Consider the following 16161-nt stretch of genomic DNA (forward strand, 5'->3'; position numbering starts at 1 on the left):
CTCTTTCGCCTTTTTATCATTATTTATTTTCTAAAATTCGTTCAACATCATGTACACTCAATTTACTTGCCTTAGCAATTGTTTCAAGTGGTATATCAAGATCATGCATACTTTTAATCATTTGAATTTTTCCTTGTTGAACTCCTTCTTTTCGCCCTTTTTCTAAGCCCTTTGCTAAGCCTTTTTCTATCCCTTTTTCTATCCCTTTTTCCATACCCTTTTCCATGCCCTTTTCCATTCCTCTTTTCATACCTTCTGTCTCTGCGTGGGCGAATTTTGCTGCTTCATCCATTAAAACTTTCTCCCTCGCGTCATAGGCTTGTCGGAAAGAGGAATCTTGACTCATACGTTCCCACTTGTTTATTGCTTTTTGTAAAATAGGGTCTCGGTTCATAGCAATATCCTCCAATGTTTTAGTTAAGTGTTCATCCTCATTTGCTGAAAGCAATAAAAGCCAACGAACAAATGGATCTTTCCACGGATTTACTTTTTCTTCATGCCATTGTTCTGTTAACTTTGGAATTTCTACAATGTGAATTTCTATGTCATCACTCAAGAGTTGCTGTTGTTGTGTATTCCATAATGTTCCCGTTGTATGAAATTCTTTGTGGTCTGAAAACATTATGAAGTTCAATAAATTAATGGTGATGGTTTTATGAAGTGCGCTGTATGGCATACCTTTTTGTAATTGTGATGTGTATAATTTTCCCCAATAATATAAACTACGTTTCATCATATCGTGATTATTATTGAGCTGTATTTCTACATTTACTTTTGTTCCTGTGTTTAATGTCGCTGAAATATCTAAAATAGATAACTTATCCTCTTCATATTCCCGATGTAAATGTGGATCTTCTAGTTGTAGAGAAGCGATGGGTGATTCTAAAGACTCTCGTAACGTAGCGTTTAAAAATGCAATTAGAATATCTTCACTACCATTCGTACCAAACAATTGTTTAAATGCAAAATCAATGCGTAAATTAACTAACTGTTGGTTGAACACAGCTTTCCCTCTCCCTTATGTCAGGTTGCTTCTTACCTTCATTGTATCTAAAAATAACTAGGGCATGCAAACAGACCATTCTGTTATTTTATTAGAAGTATTATTAGAAAATGAAAGGCAGTTATGTCTATGTTATGCTCTAGTGAAATTGAAAGTTTTATATAGAGGTGAAGATGATACAGATGCAAAAGGATATTTTGAAACTATTAGATAAAAAGCAAAGTAATTATGAATTTCCTACCCTAGATAATGCAGAGGTGAATATTTCACAAGTGAAATTCTCTCTTTTCTTTAAAGATAATGAGGATTGGTTAATGGTGTTTCAATTTGTTGGAGTAGGATTATTAGGTGTATGTAATGATATCTATATATATGGTGATAAAATGAATCAATTAATTGGTGATGATGGTATTTTGCAATTAAATGATGGGGATTATGAATTATTTGATGATGAAGGTGAATTTATACCGGATATTCATAAAGGCAGTGTGAAAATTCGTGATCATCGTTTTGAATATGAATTTACAGAAGAAGATTATGCGAATCATGGGATAGAATTACAAACGCCAGAGTCTTATCCAACATATTTCATGCGTATGCTTGCGACTAATGACGAAGCTAGAAAATTAGTATGGTGGGAAAAAGAAGAAATTTTAGAAGAAATCGACTTAGAAGGTGATTGGGAAGTAGCATATGCAACGGAAGAATGGCAACATGTTGAAGACGAGAAAGTAAGTGAAAATGAATTCTTCCAATCAGTAGCCGCTGCAATAGAGAAGAAAGATCCAGGCATTATTGTGAATAAGCATTCTAATACGCACTGGAAAAATTGGGTGGAGTTTGATTACGAAAACTCATATTAAAAATGAAAGAGTAGACTAAAACCTTTCTAAGAAAAAAGACGAGCTAACATTTTAGCTCATCTTTTTTCATTACACAACCGCAGGATTATAAATCATCGTAAAGTGTCCTTGTAATAGTTCAATATGACAAGGTGTATGAAGCGAGCTTTCTCCATCTGTATCTACTTCTTTTTCTTCTTCTGTTTCAATATAAATGGATTTCGCTTTTACATGGAAGATGTCATTTTCATTTGAGTCTTCAAATAGTTTCTTTCCGATATAGTCTTTAAACGCTTGAATGCCTGTTGATTTTACAACAAAAATATCAAGTGTTCCGTCGTCGCACTTTACGTTCGGGATAAAGGACGGGATACCGCCAAGATATTCACCGTTTCCAACCATCACAAGGACGGCTTCGTCTTCATATACTTGTCCGTCGTACGTAATTTTTACTGGAAATGTTTCAGCATTTTTGACAGTTCGAATTGTGCTTAAGTAGTAACCAATTTTTCCAAGCTTTGCTTTCTCTTCGGCATCAATATTGTTTGATACTTCAGACACGAGTCCAATGCCCCAGAAGTTTAAGAAGTGTTGTCCGTTTGCTTTTGCAACATCAACTGGTTTTACATGTTCTTGTGTAATGAGTTTTGCCGCTTCTGCGATGTTTTGCGGAACGCCTAGCGTACGAGAGAAGTCATTGCAAGTTCCGCCTGGAATGATTGCAAGTGTAGGTCTAGTTTCAAGAGGTGCTAAGCCATTTGTGCATTCAAATACAGTGCCGTCACCACCAAAGACGATAATTAAATCTACTTTACTAGCAAACTCTTGGCAATATTTTGTTGCATCACCTTGCTTTTTCGTATGAAGGATATGTAAGTCAGGAAAAGCTGCCGCAAGAGGTGGTACAATTTTCGTTAAATTCGTATGTAAATCGCCTTGCCCTGCTTTCGGATTTACGATGAGGAGTACTTTTTCAAATTTTGTTTTTGTCATTTTTATTCTCTCCCTTTGTCTTTTACGAATCGTGATAGAAAATAAACTTCCACCAGTAATTGATGGTGGAAGTTTATTCTATTATATTATTCCGTTACAACTGAAGCGATAAATGGTAAGTTACGATATTTTTCTGCGCAGTCGATACCGTAGCCAACGATAAATTCGTCTGGAATTTGGAAGCCAACATATTCAGCTTTTAAGTCCACTTTACGACGCTCAGGTTTATCAAGTAACGTACAGAATTTCAATGCTTTCGGTTTATGCATAAAGAAGTGATCTTTTAAGAAGTGAAGTGTTAAACCAGAATCGATAATATCTTCTACGACAATTACGTTTTTTCCAGTAATGTTTACATCGATATCTTTTAATAGTTTTACTTTGCCAGTTGTTTCTGTTTGATTTCCGTAGCTAGATGCAGAAATAAAGTCGATTGTTACATCGTTTTTAATGTGACGAATTAAATCGGCAGCGAATACGAAAGATCCTTTTAATACAGCGATTACTACGATTTCTTCTCCTTCAAAGTCACGTTCGATTTGAAGTGCTAGTTCTTTTACTTTTTCTTGTAATTGTTCTTCAGAAATTAAAGTATCTTTTATTTCAAGATTCATTGGAGTCCTCCTACAGTGTAAAACTTGTGAACATTTCGACTGTAAAGGAAAGAAGGGGAAAAGTCAAAGAAGATATAAGTTTTTTACAGAAATCCCCACAAAATAGTCAGATGATATGATATACTGATCATATCAAGAGAACGCTTCCAAAAAGGGTGATTATGATGAGAAAGAAAGAGTATACAAGTGCAACATTTATAAAAGCATTACTTTTAACAATTGTTCTTGGTAGTTTGGCTTACATAATTGATGTACCAGCGATTCGAATTTCACTAATTGGAATGACTTTAGTATTAGGCGCAATTTCCCACGGTATGATGTCACAGCTACAAGAAGCTGGAGTGGATCATATGAAAGATCATATAGATAAGAAATGAGAAACCTTCACGTATAGAGAGTGAAGGTTTTTTGTTTCTTACAAAAATGTAAGGTAGTTGTAAGGCAAATCGATAGTTGCATAGTAGTGTTTTGGATAAACTATAGGTGTAAGGTAAAAGGCAAGCATATTTTAGGTAAATTAAGTTTTAGGCACTCTATATGTGAAAAAGGGGTAGGAGGGCATGGAGAAACGTTGGACGACCTTTTCTTTTTTAGCAACTAGCAACACCGTAATGCTAGCTGGCGAAATGGATTTTTTGCACTTGTTTGATCGAGAAGACGATCATTCTTCTTCTAAATTTACAATGAAATGGAATAAATGGAGCGAAAGTTGTAGGTTTGAAGAAGAGGCCCCTAACGAAGAGCAAAAGATTATTTTGACAAACCCTATTAAAGCGTGGGTTGTTCAACGTCGTAAGTGTAACGTCAAAAATCACTTAAAGAAAACTGAGCCGAGACAATTAGTTATCGCTCCGGCCCATTCTACTTCTAAATCACGCGAAAGTAACATGTAAATATTGAGACACACACCCGAAAAAACATCGTATATATTGCGATGTTTTTTTATTTTTTTACAATGAAATCTTTAAATGAAATATATTTCATCTGCATCTTATATTTATATCTCTTGGTTATTCTAGTAATACATCCGATGCGAAGTGATGTAAAACGTATAAGAGGAGAGAAATAAAATGAAAAAGAAACTATTACCAATCTGTGCAATGGCACTTTTAACAGTAGGATATTCTTCAGTAGCAAGCGCTTCAACTGGAACATTGACAAAGGAAGAAGCAGCGCAAATACAGCAAGATATAGCAAAAAAAGAAGCAGCGATTCAGGCGCAGCAAAAAAATGATACAGAGGAAAAACAAGCGGCACAAGCGCAAGAAAAGAATGAAGTAGCGAAAAAGCAAGCGGCACAAGCGCAAGAAAAGAATGAAGTAGCGAAAAAGCAAGCGGCACAAGCGCAAGAAAAGAATGAAGTAGCGAAAAAGCAAGCGGCACAAGTACAAGAAAAAAGTAATATGGCTAAAGAAGTAGTAGCACCACAAGTGAAAGAAAAGGAAGGAATTTCAAAAAAAGAAGCAGCAAAAGAAGCTGGAGAGAAATTACCAAACACAGCATCTAATAATGTAGCAATGATGGGACTAAGCGCATGTCTTGTAGCACTAGGTACATTATTTGGTTTGAATCGTCGCAATAAAGTTAAGGCGTAAATAAAATATTATCCTATAAAGAATGGCATAATTTCATATATTAAAAATGGTAGGTTATTCCTACCATTTTTTGCATGGAGGGATGAAACATGAAGATACTCAATTATATCGGTATCATATTGATGGCTATAGGGCTATTTATGGGAGCATATTACGCTGTCGAATGGTATAAAGGAAAAAACTCTGCTCAACAATTAACGAAAGAAGAACTAAAGAGCCTTGAAAATATACAACATAATCAACTTTCTTCCGAAACACCTGTAACTTCCCAAGTACCTTCTTCTCACACAGAACATAAAGAAGGAGAAAAGGTAGCGATGTTACATATACCGAAAATAATGAAGAAGTTTTCAATATATTGGGGAGCGGATGATGCAACTTTGAAGAAAGGCGTTGGAATGTTCGTTAGTGATTTAACGACAACGCCATCTGGAGGTGGACATACTGTTTTGAGTGGACACCGGGATACTGTATTTACCGATTTAGGGGAGTTAAAAGAAAAAGATACTCTTGTTTTAGAGTATGATAATAAAATTTACACATATGAAATTCAAAAGACATGGATTACCCATGCAGATGATCGTACTGTTATTATAAAAAAAGAAGAACCGGTATTAACACTGACGACTTGCTATCCATTTGATTATATAGGGGATGCACCAGATAGATATATTATCGAGGCGAAGTTAACGGCTAGTTATTCAAAATGAAGTGATAGTTTCTGAAAACGGAAGGGGATACATAAGTTATGTCAAAAAACATTTTAATTGTGGAAGATGAAGATATTTTGCGTGAAATACTAAAAGATTATTTTTTGAGTGAGCAATATGTAGTGTTTGAAGCAAGAGATGGAAAAGAAGCTTTAGTTGTATTTGAGCAAGAAGAGGTGGATTTAGTTATTTTAGATATTATGTTGCCGGAACTTGATGGGTGGTCTGTTTGCCGAAGAATCCGTAAAACTTCTGAGGTTCCTATTATTATGCTGACGGCGCGTGTAGATGAAGATGATACGTTACTTGGATTTGAACTTGGGGCGGATGACTATGTGACGAAGCCGTATAGCCCACCAATTTTATTAGCAAGAGCGAAAAGATTGTTAGAAAGTAGAAAAGTAACGAAGCAACTTCTAGAGAATGAAGATGATACATTATCAATCAACGGTATTCACGTCCATTTTCCGTCACGCACTGTTATGGTAGATAAAACAGACATTAATTTAACGCATACAGAATTTGAAATATTAGCGTATTTTATGAAAAATCAAGGGATTGTTTTAACACGAGAGCAATTGATTTCAAGAATTTGGGGATACGAATTTGCCGGTGATGATCGAACGGTTAATAGTCATATTCGTAATTTGCGAAATAAATTAGGAGAGAAAGCAAAATACATTACAACTGTAGTACGAACAGGTTATAAATTTGAGGGGAATGTATGAGAAAAGGGATTGTACTAAAATTATTTACCCTCACAACAGCATTATGCATGTTAATTTTAGCGACGATATTTATTGGACAAACGATATTTTTTAAACAATATTATGCAAATCGAAAAGTAGAAGATATTAAAGTGAACTTAGATTCCTTTAAAAAGAATTATTTAAATTATGCAGGGAATGCAGAAGGAATTCAGAAACTGGAACAAGACTTTTTTAGGGAAAATAATACGTGGATTACGACATTAGATCAGAATGGGAATTTAAAACATGTGGATGATTTTTATTTTGAAGTAACAATAAATCGTATGCAACAAAAGAGCTTTGGACAACAAATATTCAAAATGCCTTTATACAATCTCGTCAATATAGAAGAGATTGATAATAAATCATCAAATCCGTTTTTAGGCCAAGAAATTTATTTTTCTGGCGTGCAAAAAGATGATAGTTATATTCCATTCTCGTTCACGTTAGGCAAGCAAAATTTAAGCGGATCTAATAAACCGTTAGAAAAAGCATTTCAGGAGAAAATAAAATTAGATGAGGAGAAAAAGAGAGCAGCTGGGGAGCAGCTTGCTAAGGAAAAGAAACCAGCTGTTCAGGAAGAAGCTGCTCAGGAATTAGGCGTTTACATAGGAGGACGTGTTACAAAAGTACAGTTACCAGATGTAAACGGTCCTGTGAATCCAATTTATAAAAATAGCATATTTTTAGATAATATTAAGGTTTTTCAAACTGATTTATTATTAAAAGAAAGCAATAAAATACGATATACAACACAAACAATGGATTATGAAAAGAATGATATAAAATATAAATTATTAATTAAGCCAATAAAAGAAAAAGACGGATCGGTAACGTATATTTATGCGATGGCTTCTTTACAGCCTGTAGATGAAGCAGTACAAATGGTGCAAGATTACTACATTTACATCATTGCATTTGTAGTCGTTCTCATTTTTCTAGCTTCGTTCTATTATTCAAAACAAATTGCAAAGCCGTTATTAAAAATAAATGATACCACGAAGAAAATAGCGCATTTAGATTTCACCGAAAAAATTCCGATTACTTCAAAAGATGAAATTGGTGATTTATCGGAAAATATTAATGTATTATCTAATAAGCTCCATTCGCATATTGGACAGCTAGAACAAGATATTGAAAAAGAAAGAAAGTTAGAAAATACGCGAAAAGAATTCATTTCTGGTGTTTCGCATGAATTAAAAACACCGCTGAGTATTATGAAAAGCTGTATTTCTATTTTAAAAGACGGAGTAGCTGAACATAAAAAAGAATACTATTTTCAAGCGATGGAACGAGAAGTAGATAAAATGGATACGTTAATTTTGGATATGCTTGAGTTAGCTAAATTTGAGTCAGGTACATATAAAATGAAAAAGGATCCATTTTATATTGATACAGTAATTGAAGATATATGTGAACACCTTTCTGTGGACATAGAGAAAAAAGAACTTCATGTGCATAAAAATATATGTTCATTTGAAGTAGTCGCAAATCAAAGTCGGATTGAACAAGTAATCGTGAACTTCATTACGAATGCCATACGTTATACACCGAATAAAGAGGATATTATTATTTCTACAATAGATGAGAAAGATCGTATAAAAGTGTGTATTGAAAATAAAGGTACTCACATTGAAGAAGAGCAATTAGATAAAATTTGGGACCGTTTTTATCGCGTGGATGCAGCTCGCCAGCGTTCACAAGGTGGAACTGGGCTTGGTCTAGCTATTTCTAAAAATATTTTAGAACTGCATGAAGTTGAATATGGAGTAAAGAATACAGAAGACGGTGTATTATTTTACTTTTATTTGCCTAAAAAAGCGTAGATGATGGATAATCTGTACCCTTTGTAAAGGACATTTTGAAAAAAGTTAGGCAACATCAAGAAGATGATTTCTGTATCCAACAGGAGTCATCTTTTTTAAATTCCATTGATATCTATAGTGATTATAGTACGTCATATATTTCTTAATCTCTTGTTTCAACTCAGTAAAAGACTCGCAAGGTTTTATATGTGCTTCATCTTTCAGATGACCAAAAAATGATTCTTGTGGAGCGTTATCCCAACAGTTCCCTCTTCTTGACATAGATTGTCCGAGCTTTAGCTTTTTGACTAATTTTTGGTAGGTAGGGCTTGTGTAGTGGGCTCCTTGATCTGAATGAATATATGCGCCTTCAGTCAATGGAATCCTCTTATTCCGTTTTAGTTTATGAAGAGTTGTTGTTACGAGGTCTAATGTCATCTGTTCTGAAACATGGTAAGCTAAAATTTCATTGGTTGAGCCATCTAAAATTGTAGATAAATAAGCTCTTTTATTCTTACCGTAAATTAAATAAGTGATATCTGTAAGAAGCGTTTTTCCTGGGATATTTTGTTTAAATTCTCGATTTAATTGATTCGGCACTACTCGATGTTCTTTTGAAGCTTTCAGCATTCTTTTATAAGGATTTGCTTTCCGAATCGGACAGACAATCTCATATTTTTTCATGATTCTACGGATACGCTTTAAATTGTAGACAACTTGAAAATGACCCACCAATGTCATTTTTATTTGACGAGCCCCTTTCTTTCGATTTCTAAATCGAAGTGCTTTTAATATGATTTCTTTCACGATTTCATCTTGATTGTTCTTTTGTTTCCGTTGTTCTTGAGATGAAATGGAAAAATAATTATAGTATCCCGAACGGGATACACCAGCTACTTTACACAAATAACTCACCATATTTCTTAAGTTATATTTTATGATAACAGAACGAATCAGGATATATTTCTGACTAGGTGATAACGTTATTTCCTTCTCATCCTCCCTTCCATAAGTTTGATCTTTTTTAACAATTCATTTTCTGCCTTTAGTAAGTTCCGTTCGGCTTCTAAACGAGCATACTTCTCTTCTAACGTAAGCTCTCTCTCAAGAGTTCTTCCCGCGTTTTCGGTGCGTGTATCTCGCAAACCAAATACACCATTTTTTCTGTAAGCAGCACGCCATCTACTTCCTGATGACATAATTCGTTTCATTCCAATTATATCTATATCAAAACCACATTCTTCAAAAATATTTCGAGGTAGTTTTCCTTTCTCATTTTCCTCAATAAAAATACGCTTAAATTCATCTGTATAAGTGATACCTTTCTGACTTACAGATTTTATGTAGGGGTTATTTGATAGAATTTGAATGTCTCTTTCCGTAAATAGCTTTTTTGTCATTTTGAACTTTCTCCGATCCCAATTTTCTCTCATTATACAAGAAATACCCTATAGAATAGACTTTTTTTCAGTGTCTATTCTATAGGGTACATTTTAGGATGCTACGCTTTTTTAATTTATTTTCATATTATCTTTACCTAATCTTTATTTTTAAGCGATATAATCTAGTTAGAAAATGAGGTTATGTAAGGAGTCGATGAACCGTGCATAGCAATTGGCTAAGTATAATGGTGTTTATTTTCTTTTGTGCATTTATTGTATTTTTAATTGATATTACGATATGAAAAAAGAGCGCTCATTAAGCGCCCTTTTTTTGTGTATTCATTTGATAAGCACTTATGCTTTTGAATAGACGTGGTGAAGTGAGGAATAAAAATATAAGTAAAACTGTACATAGAATATAGGACCCAATCATTGTACTACCGTTAAATATTAAAGAATATAGAACGGCTGATTGTCCTTTCGGCGCATATTGTCCCCAGAAAATAATACCGGCAATAAAATGACAGAAGTAGCGAGCAAAGCTACCAATAAATGTAGCGAGAATAATATAACCAATCACTTTCTTTCCTTGGTTTTGTTTTGAAGAAGGTTTGTCTTTACGGCTATCTAAATTTGATTGCTCTTCGCTATGTTCATTGGATGTTAAAAGTGCTTTTTGAATTGGTCGATAGAATAAACCAGCAAATCCAATGAATGCGAAAGCAACGAAGTATTCAATGATTACTTGAATTGGTGTGACGATAATGGCATCGCCTACGACAATTTGTAATAATCCCCAAATTAAGCCTCCTAAGAAAGCCATTTTGAAGCCCCAGCGATATGCGATAATAAAAATAGGAATCATAGCGAATGAGATGGAACCGCCTGTTGCTGATATTTTGATTGAAAGTGGTAAAATGTCGATGACCAGGGCGAAGGCTGCAAGAATTGCAGATTCGATCATCGCTTGTAAATTGGTGTTACGCATGTTGTCTCCCCCTAAATCCAAGTTGTACAAAAAAGAATAGATATCATAGGAGGATACGAAATACGTAAATAAAAAGAGGTATGTATTTCGGACGTTTGCACAATCCCTGCGTTAGCATTAACTAACAGGTTCGAAGGGTCGGAACGAAGTGTTCCCTCTCAGCGGCATGGCTCCCCCAGTGATAACGAGATTCTTTATTTGTTATTGTTTATTGTAAGCGAAATGGATGAGAATGGCAAACGAATCCATTATGACAATTAATGAAATAAAATTGTAGAAAAATGTTACTAAATATGAAGTCAAAGGGGATAGTGTTCGAGAAAAAGAGTGTGCTATAATTCTTCTGAAAATAATTATCATTCTCTTCGGAGGGGGAAGGTTATGAGCTTAGTAGATATTAAAATCGGTGAGAAAGTGTTAGTAAAAAGTGTTCAGTCTTTAGATCATTTATTAAAGAGAAGATTGGCTGCTTTCGGTCTTTCTGAAGGAAGCGAACTTCGCATGAAGCAAAAAGCGATGTTCAAAGGTCCTTGTACATTGGAGTGTCGTGGACAGTTAATTAGTATTCGTCATTGTGACGCGAAAATGATAAAGGTGGAATTAGCGTGAATAAGGTAGCTTTGCTAGGGAATCCGAATACAGGGAAGACATCATTATTTAATGCACTTACTGGTTCTTATGAGTATGTAGGAAACTGGAGCGGTGTAACAGTAGAAAAAAAGATTGGTAAATTAAAAGATAAGCAAGGAACATTAATTGATTTACCAGGTGTGTATGATTTGAATCCAGTTTCGCGTGATGAAGGTGTCGTTACAAATTTTCTACTAACAGACGAATTTCATCATATGTTAAATATAGTGGATTCTTCGCAATTCGAGAGAAATATGCATTTAACGTTGCAATTACTTGAGTTTGGAAAGCCGGTTTCAATCGGATTAAATATGGTCGATGTGGCAAAGCAACGAGGCATTGTAATTGATGTAAAACGATTATCAGAGCTATTAGGTGTAACAGTCGTTCCTGTCGTTGCAAGAAGTGGAAAAGGCTGTGAAGAACTACTTGCTACTCTTAAAGAAAATGACAAAAACGAGAAAAAGCCATTTATTATTTCATATGGTGTACAGATGGATGAAGGAATTGGAGAGGTAATAGCTCTTTTAGAGAAATCGAATTATAAGCATCCAAGATGGTTAGCCCTTCAATTTTTAAGCAATAACGAAGTAGTAGAAAAAGAAATGAAAGCATTACCAATTTATAAGGAACTTGTAGCCATTCGATCTCGCTTAGAAGGAAAACTTGATTGTACGTTGGAAGAGCACATTTACAAAACTCGTGAAGCGTATATTGAAAAGTTAAAAACAAATGTTATGAAGCATGAGAAAGAAGGAAAAATTCCTTTTTCGGAAAAAATTGATAGATTAATTACACATAAAATTTTAGGACTTCCAATCTTTTTAGCAGTTATGTTTTTTATTTTTCAGGTTACGTTTACGTGGATTGGTACACCTTTATCCGATATGTTAGATGAGTTTTTTGGTGGACAGCTTACGGATTGGGTAACGGCTGGGCTCACAAGTATTGGTGCTTCTGACTTTATTCAAGCACTCGTTACAGAAGGTATTATTGCCGGTGTTGGTGCGGTATTAGTATTCGTTCCACAAATCTTTGCACTATTCTTTTTCATTTCATTATTAGAAGACTCAGGATATATGGCGCGAATTGCAGTTGTTATGGATAGAATTATGGAGTTCTTCGGTTTAAACGGAAAAGCGTTCATTCCGATGATTATCGGTTTTGGATGTAACGTTCCAGGTATTATGGCAGCGAGAACGATTGAACAAGAAAAAGAACGTTTACTTACAGTTCTTGTAACGCCATTTATGTCTTGTTCAGCACGTTTACCTGTATATGCATTATTTGCGGGAGTATTCTTCCCTCATAGTCAGGCAACTGTTGTATTTTCTTTATATGTTGCAGGTATTGTTCTTGCATTATTAGTTACAAAAATTATGTCGCTTACTATTTTAAAAGCGGAAAAATCTATTTTCGTTATTGAACTACCGCCTTACCGTGTGCCACAAGCGAAAACGTTATGGCTGAGCACATGGGAGAAAGGAAAAGGATTTGTTCGTAAAGCAGGTACATTCATCTTTGGTGGTTCTGTTGTCATTTGGTTATTAAACTATGCAGGTCCATCAGGGTTTGGTGTTGATATGGGAGACAGTTACTTAGCGATGATTGGTGGATTTATCGCACCACTATTTGCACCGCTTGGCTTTGGAACGTGGCAAGCTGCGGCATCTCTTTTAACAGGATTTTTAGCGAAAGAAGTTGTCGTTTCTACAATGGCAATTATTTATGCGGTGAAAGAAGATGTGTTAGGAAATGTAATGGGAGCACATTATACTGCATTATCAGCATATGCATTTATGTTCTTTATTTTATTATATGTTCCGTGTTTAGCGACAGTAGCTGTTATTAAACGTGAAACAGGATCAGCGAAGTGGACGATTTTCTCTGTCGTTTATCCACTCGTTGTTGCTTATATATTAACGTTCATTATATACCAAGTTGGATCCTTACTCGGATTCTAGAAGGAGATGTATTAGAGTGATGGTCAATATTATAATTGGAGCTATCATTTTTGGTTATGCAGCATACACGTTAGTTAATTTTGTAAAGAGAAGTAAAAAGGGAAAATGCGCAGCATGTTCTTTAAATAAATCGTGTCAGTCGCAAACTTGTAGTCCGGATATGGAGCAAATCGCTCACAAATAGCAAAAAAGCTTTGCGAATTTCGCAAAGCTTTTTTGTTTTACTTTTTAATTTTTACAAGTTGTGATGATTCTACACCATTTTTTCCAGGGAATTCTTTACTAGGGTCTTTATCGAATTTTAATACCCCAACAGATTTTTCATCGCCTTTTACATTTACGTAAGTTGCATCATCAACAATCGCGAACATGTCGGCATATGCACGGCCACTTCCGATAATTGTATTGCCTTCGTATTTTAATTTTGCCCCATCAAGTGTAGCATTTTCTACTTTTTCTTTAGCAAATAATACGCCTTGCTCTGCTGTTACAGCTGGTAATTTACCAAGTGGTTTCGTGTCGTCTTTTTCATTAACTTTGCTAAGTAACTCCTTCTTCACGAGTTCTTCACCAGTTTTCTTATCCATGACAAGAACTTTTTTACCCTCTAATGTTGTCATTTTCATTTTATAGAAGTCTTTTTCTTTCACTTCTTTTTTATTTTGATCTGTAATTTTCTGAACTTGCTCATCTGTTCCATATAGTACAAAGCCGTTCGCTTTCTCTCCTAATAAAGAACAACCTGATAATGCTCCGAATGAAATTGCTGCTGCTAATCCGATTCCTACTAATTTTTTCATGATGATTTCTCCTTTTATCTGTTTTATAGTAAATACATTTTTGTATTAGTCTTGAAATGATGAGAAGCTTGTTTGTTGCTTCTGGTATTAGTGTATAAGAAATATTGAAACGTAACTATCGAGTTAGCTTACAGTAACATTACAATAGTGTAATTTAGTGAAATTGCATAAAAATAAGTCAATTTTGAAGAGGGTTAATGAGAATATATTAGGAATACAATGTTTTATCTGGAATGTCATATTATATTGGCTGTATTTTGGAAATAACATGTAAGGACATATTAGTTTTGTTATAATAAACACATAGGCTGTAAAAATGAATATTCTTTACTGTAAAGGGAGATTTTTCAGTTTTCCAAGTAGTGAATTTGAAATATGAGGTATATCATAGGAGGAATTTGGATGTCTGTATTTAAGCGATTAAGAGATTTAACAATGTCGAATGTGTATTCAATAATTGAAAAAGCGGAAGATCCAGTTAAGATGACGGATCAATATTTACGCGATATGCAAGCGGATGTACAAGAAGCTGAGAAAAGTGTAGCAGCTCAAATTGCACTTGAGAAGAAATTCAAAATATTATTTGAAGAGCAAGAAGCACTTGTGAAAAAACGTGAAGAGCAAGCTCATATGGCTGTTCAAGCAAGCAATCTTGACCTTGCGCGTCGTGCTCTTGAAGAAAAACAAAATGCAGAGCAAAAGATGAATGAATATAAAGCAAGCTATGAGCAAAACAAAGCTGCTGCTGATAATCTTCGCCTGAAGTTAGAAGAAATGCGTAAGCAATTAACAGAGCTGAAAAATAAACGTGAAACACTTGTAGCACGTGTAAATGCGGCGAAAGCACAAAAGAATATTAATCAGGCGATGTCTGGATTTGATTCAAACTCAGCAAAAGCTGGTTTAAGCCGTATGGAAGAGAAAGCTCTTCAATTGGAGGCTGAAGCAGAAGCAAGTGGCGAAGTTTATAAAAAAGAAAAGTCATTAGATGATGAATTCGCAAGCTTAAACAAAAATTCTGCTGTTGACGATGAATTAGCTCGTATTATGAAGCAGTATGAGAAATAATATAGAATAGACAAAGAAACCGACATGTCTGAAGAAAATTCATGTCGGTTTTCTATTACTTTTTAGAGGAGGTTTTGCAATGACATGGACAAATGTGTTAGCCATGCTTGTATGGACTGGAGCAAGTGCAGTACTTTTATTTGCAATTATGTGGGTTGATTCAATTTTTACTAAATACAATGATTTAAAAGAAATAAAGAATGGGAATACAGCTGTAACAACGCGTTTCGTTATGAAATTATTCGCGCAAGGGTACATTTTATCTCAATCGATAACGAAAGCAAATGACTTATGGCAAGCGCTACTTGCATCAGCAGTTTCTTTCGTTATTTTATTAGTGGTAGAAATGTTTATCGAATTTGTGTTAAAGAAAATGTCTGGCTTAGATTTAGAAGAAGGTACGAAAGAAGGCAGTGTTGCGCATGCGATGTTGGCCGGATCATTACATATCGTTGGTGCACTTATTTTAGGTGCTTGTTTATAAAGAGAGAAGGAGGGGGTAAATCATGAGTTTATTTAAACGAATTAAAAATATAATGAAGAGCCCAGAGCCGCCGAAACCAGAGAAAAGTTTGTTAACGTTAGCTCCTGGCGATATGATTGAAGTTTCATTAGTCATGTACGAATTAACTGGGAAAACGAGTATGCATTCTCGTAAAGAAATTGTTTTAACACTGCAAGACGGGAAAGATATTCGTTATTTAAAAATTGAAGACCGTGAAAATACGTATTACAAATTATATACACCAATTGATGGTCGTTTAGATTCGATTGATGAAATTCCGACAACAATTGAAATGGATGATACGGAGTACCATATGGAAGAGCAATATAACGGACGTGTTGTTGTGATGGGGAAAACACCATTCTCTGCTTCAGAGGAACAGCATGTATGGGAATTCCAATCAGATAACCGAAAATTATTGCGTATTGAATGGCAAAATGGTCGCACAATGATGTATGAGGGAGAAGCAATTATTCCTGCTGATGTACAAATTATAAGAGCAACGTAAGGGGG

19 protein-coding genes and 1 riboswitch are annotated in these 16161 nt (G+C 34.8%); of the genes, 13 read left to right on the forward strand and 6 right to left on the reverse strand.

Going from position 1 to position 16161, the window contains the following annotated elements:
• Positions 1 to 19 precede the first annotated feature (19 nt).
• The gene (locus QCI46_RS03200) at positions 20 to 1003 is read right to left on the reverse strand and encodes an Rpn family recombination-promoting nuclease/putative transposase (protein WP_353839576.1); all 984 of its coding nucleotides are present in this window, start codon (positions 1001 to 1003) and stop codon (positions 20 to 22) included.
• A 182-nt stretch (positions 1004 to 1185) separates the two neighbouring features.
• Between QCI46_RS03200 and QCI46_RS03205 the strand changes: the two genes are divergently transcribed.
• The gene (locus QCI46_RS03205) at positions 1186 to 1866 is read left to right on the forward strand and encodes a DUF7003 family protein (protein WP_353841826.1); all 681 of its coding nucleotides are present in this window, start codon (positions 1186 to 1188) and stop codon (positions 1864 to 1866) included.
• 69 nt (positions 1867 to 1935) lie between these two features.
• On the opposite strand, the gene QCI46_RS03210 is transcribed toward QCI46_RS03205, so the two are convergent.
• Together QCI46_RS03210 and hpt are read right to left on the reverse strand one after the other, a co-directional pair.
• Complete coding sequence (locus QCI46_RS03210; RefSeq protein ID WP_353839577.1) at positions 1936 to 2838, reverse strand: diacylglycerol/lipid kinase family protein; 903 nt, start codon at positions 2836 to 2838, stop codon at positions 1936 to 1938.
• An 86-nt stretch (positions 2839 to 2924) separates the two neighbouring features.
• The gene (gene hpt / locus QCI46_RS03215) at positions 2925 to 3452 is read right to left on the reverse strand and encodes a hypoxanthine phosphoribosyltransferase (RefSeq protein WP_001047287.1); all 528 of its coding nucleotides are present in this window, start codon (positions 3450 to 3452) and stop codon (positions 2925 to 2927) included.
• Positions 3453 to 3613: 161 nt separating this feature from the next.
• On the opposite strand from hpt, the gene QCI46_RS03220 reads away from it, so the two are divergent.
• The 6 genes from QCI46_RS03220 to QCI46_RS03245 all read left to right on the forward strand — a co-directional run bounded on the left by QCI46_RS03220 (position 3614) and on the right by QCI46_RS03245 (position 8332).
• Positions 3614 to 3829, forward strand: coding sequence for a hypothetical protein (locus QCI46_RS03220; RefSeq protein WP_048541082.1), 216 nt, complete (start codon positions 3614 to 3616; stop codon positions 3827 to 3829).
• 183 nt (positions 3830 to 4012) lie between these two features.
• Positions 4013 to 4345: a hypothetical protein gene (locus QCI46_RS03225; RefSeq protein WP_000415592.1), complete on the forward strand. Its 333-nt coding sequence runs from the start codon at positions 4013 to 4015 to the stop codon at positions 4343 to 4345.
• A 177-nt stretch (positions 4346 to 4522) separates the two neighbouring features.
• Positions 4523 to 5047 (forward strand): LPXTG cell wall anchor domain-containing protein, encoded by a 525-nt coding sequence (locus QCI46_RS03230; protein ID WP_353839578.1) that lies wholly within the window; start codon positions 4523 to 4525, stop codon positions 5045 to 5047.
• Between the two features lie 89 nt (positions 5048 to 5136).
• Positions 5137 to 5757, forward strand: a complete 621-nt coding sequence (locus QCI46_RS03235; RefSeq protein ID WP_353839579.1) for a class D sortase — start codon at positions 5137 to 5139, stop codon at positions 5755 to 5757.
• Positions 5758 to 5795: 38 nt separating this feature from the next.
• Positions 5796 to 6485, forward strand: a complete 690-nt coding sequence (locus QCI46_RS03240; protein WP_353839580.1) for a response regulator transcription factor — start codon at positions 5796 to 5798, stop codon at positions 6483 to 6485.
• Complete coding sequence (locus QCI46_RS03245; RefSeq protein WP_353839581.1) at positions 6482 to 8332, forward strand: sensor histidine kinase; 1851 nt, start codon at positions 6482 to 6484, stop codon at positions 8330 to 8332. Before QCI46_RS03240 ends, QCI46_RS03245 begins: the two co-directional genes overlap by 4 nt.
• 45 nt (positions 8333 to 8377) lie before the next feature.
• Here QCI46_RS03245 and QCI46_RS03250 read toward each other — a convergent pair.
• Both QCI46_RS03250 and thiT read right to left on the reverse strand, forming a co-directional pair.
• Positions 8378 to 9711, reverse strand: a protein-coding gene (locus QCI46_RS03250) for an IS3 family transposase (protein ID WP_353839582.1) whose coding sequence is annotated in 2 segments (ribosomal slippage) — positions 8378 to 9324 and positions 9324 to 9711 — 1335 coding nt in all. Because the reading frame shifts where the segments join, the coding sequence is not laid out codon by codon here.
• Between the two features lie 298 nt (positions 9712 to 10009).
• Positions 10010 to 10681 carry an energy-coupled thiamine transporter ThiT gene (thiT, locus tag QCI46_RS03255; protein WP_353839583.1) on the reverse strand — a complete coding sequence of 224 codons (672 nt, stop codon included), beginning with the start codon at positions 10679 to 10681 and terminating at the stop codon, positions 10010 to 10012.
• Between the two features lie 85 nt (positions 10682 to 10766).
• Positions 10767 to 10868: riboswitch (TPP riboswitch) on the reverse strand.
• Between the two features lie 194 nt (positions 10869 to 11062).
• Here thiT and QCI46_RS03260 point away from each other — a divergent pair.
• The 3 genes from QCI46_RS03260 to QCI46_RS03270 are packed head-to-tail and all read left to right on the forward strand — an operon-like array spanning position 11063 to position 13459.
• A complete protein-coding gene (locus QCI46_RS03260) occupies positions 11063 to 11290 on the forward strand; it encodes a FeoA family protein (RefSeq protein ID WP_000060518.1) in 228 nt (75 codons plus the stop codon).
• Positions 11287 to 13275, forward strand: coding sequence for a ferrous iron transport protein B (gene feoB / locus QCI46_RS03265; protein WP_353839584.1), 1989 nt, complete (start codon positions 11287 to 11289; stop codon positions 13273 to 13275). Before QCI46_RS03260 ends, feoB begins: the two co-directional genes overlap by 4 nt.
• A 16-nt stretch (positions 13276 to 13291) precedes the next feature.
• Positions 13292 to 13459 carry a FeoB-associated Cys-rich membrane protein gene (locus QCI46_RS03270; RefSeq protein ID WP_000989597.1) on the forward strand — a complete coding sequence of 56 codons (168 nt, stop codon included), beginning with the start codon at positions 13292 to 13294 and terminating at the stop codon, positions 13457 to 13459.
• 37 nt (positions 13460 to 13496) lie between these two features.
• On the opposite strand, the gene QCI46_RS03275 is transcribed toward QCI46_RS03270, so the two are convergent.
• Positions 13497 to 14075 (reverse strand): lipoprotein BA_5634 family protein, encoded by a 579-nt coding sequence (locus QCI46_RS03275; protein WP_060486646.1) that lies wholly within the window; start codon positions 14073 to 14075, stop codon positions 13497 to 13499.
• A 402-nt stretch (positions 14076 to 14477) separates the two neighbouring features.
• Between QCI46_RS03275 and QCI46_RS03280 the strand changes: the two genes are divergently transcribed.
• The 3 genes from QCI46_RS03280 to QCI46_RS03290 all read left to right on the forward strand — a co-directional run bounded on the left by QCI46_RS03280 (position 14478) and on the right by QCI46_RS03290 (position 16156).
• Entirely contained in the window at positions 14478 to 15143 is a 666-nt protein-coding gene (locus tag QCI46_RS03280) for a PspA/IM30 family protein (protein ID WP_000110279.1), read from the forward strand.
• A gap of 79 nt (positions 15144 to 15222) precedes the next feature.
• A complete protein-coding gene (locus QCI46_RS03285; protein ID WP_000220323.1) occupies positions 15223 to 15627 on the forward strand; it encodes a DUF350 domain-containing protein in 405 nt (134 codons plus the stop codon).
• Positions 15628 to 15649: 22 nt separating this feature from the next.
• Positions 15650 to 16156 carry a DUF4178 domain-containing protein gene (locus QCI46_RS03290; RefSeq protein WP_000051749.1) on the forward strand — a complete coding sequence of 169 codons (507 nt, stop codon included), beginning with the start codon at positions 15650 to 15652 and terminating at the stop codon, positions 16154 to 16156.
• Positions 16157 to 16161 lie beyond the last annotated feature (5 nt).

It is taken from the genome of Bacillus cereus group sp. RP32 (assembly GCF_040459735.1).
In the GTDB taxonomy this organism is placed as follows: domain Bacteria; phylum Bacillota; class Bacilli; order Bacillales; family Bacillaceae_G; genus Bacillus_A; species Bacillus_A wiedmannii.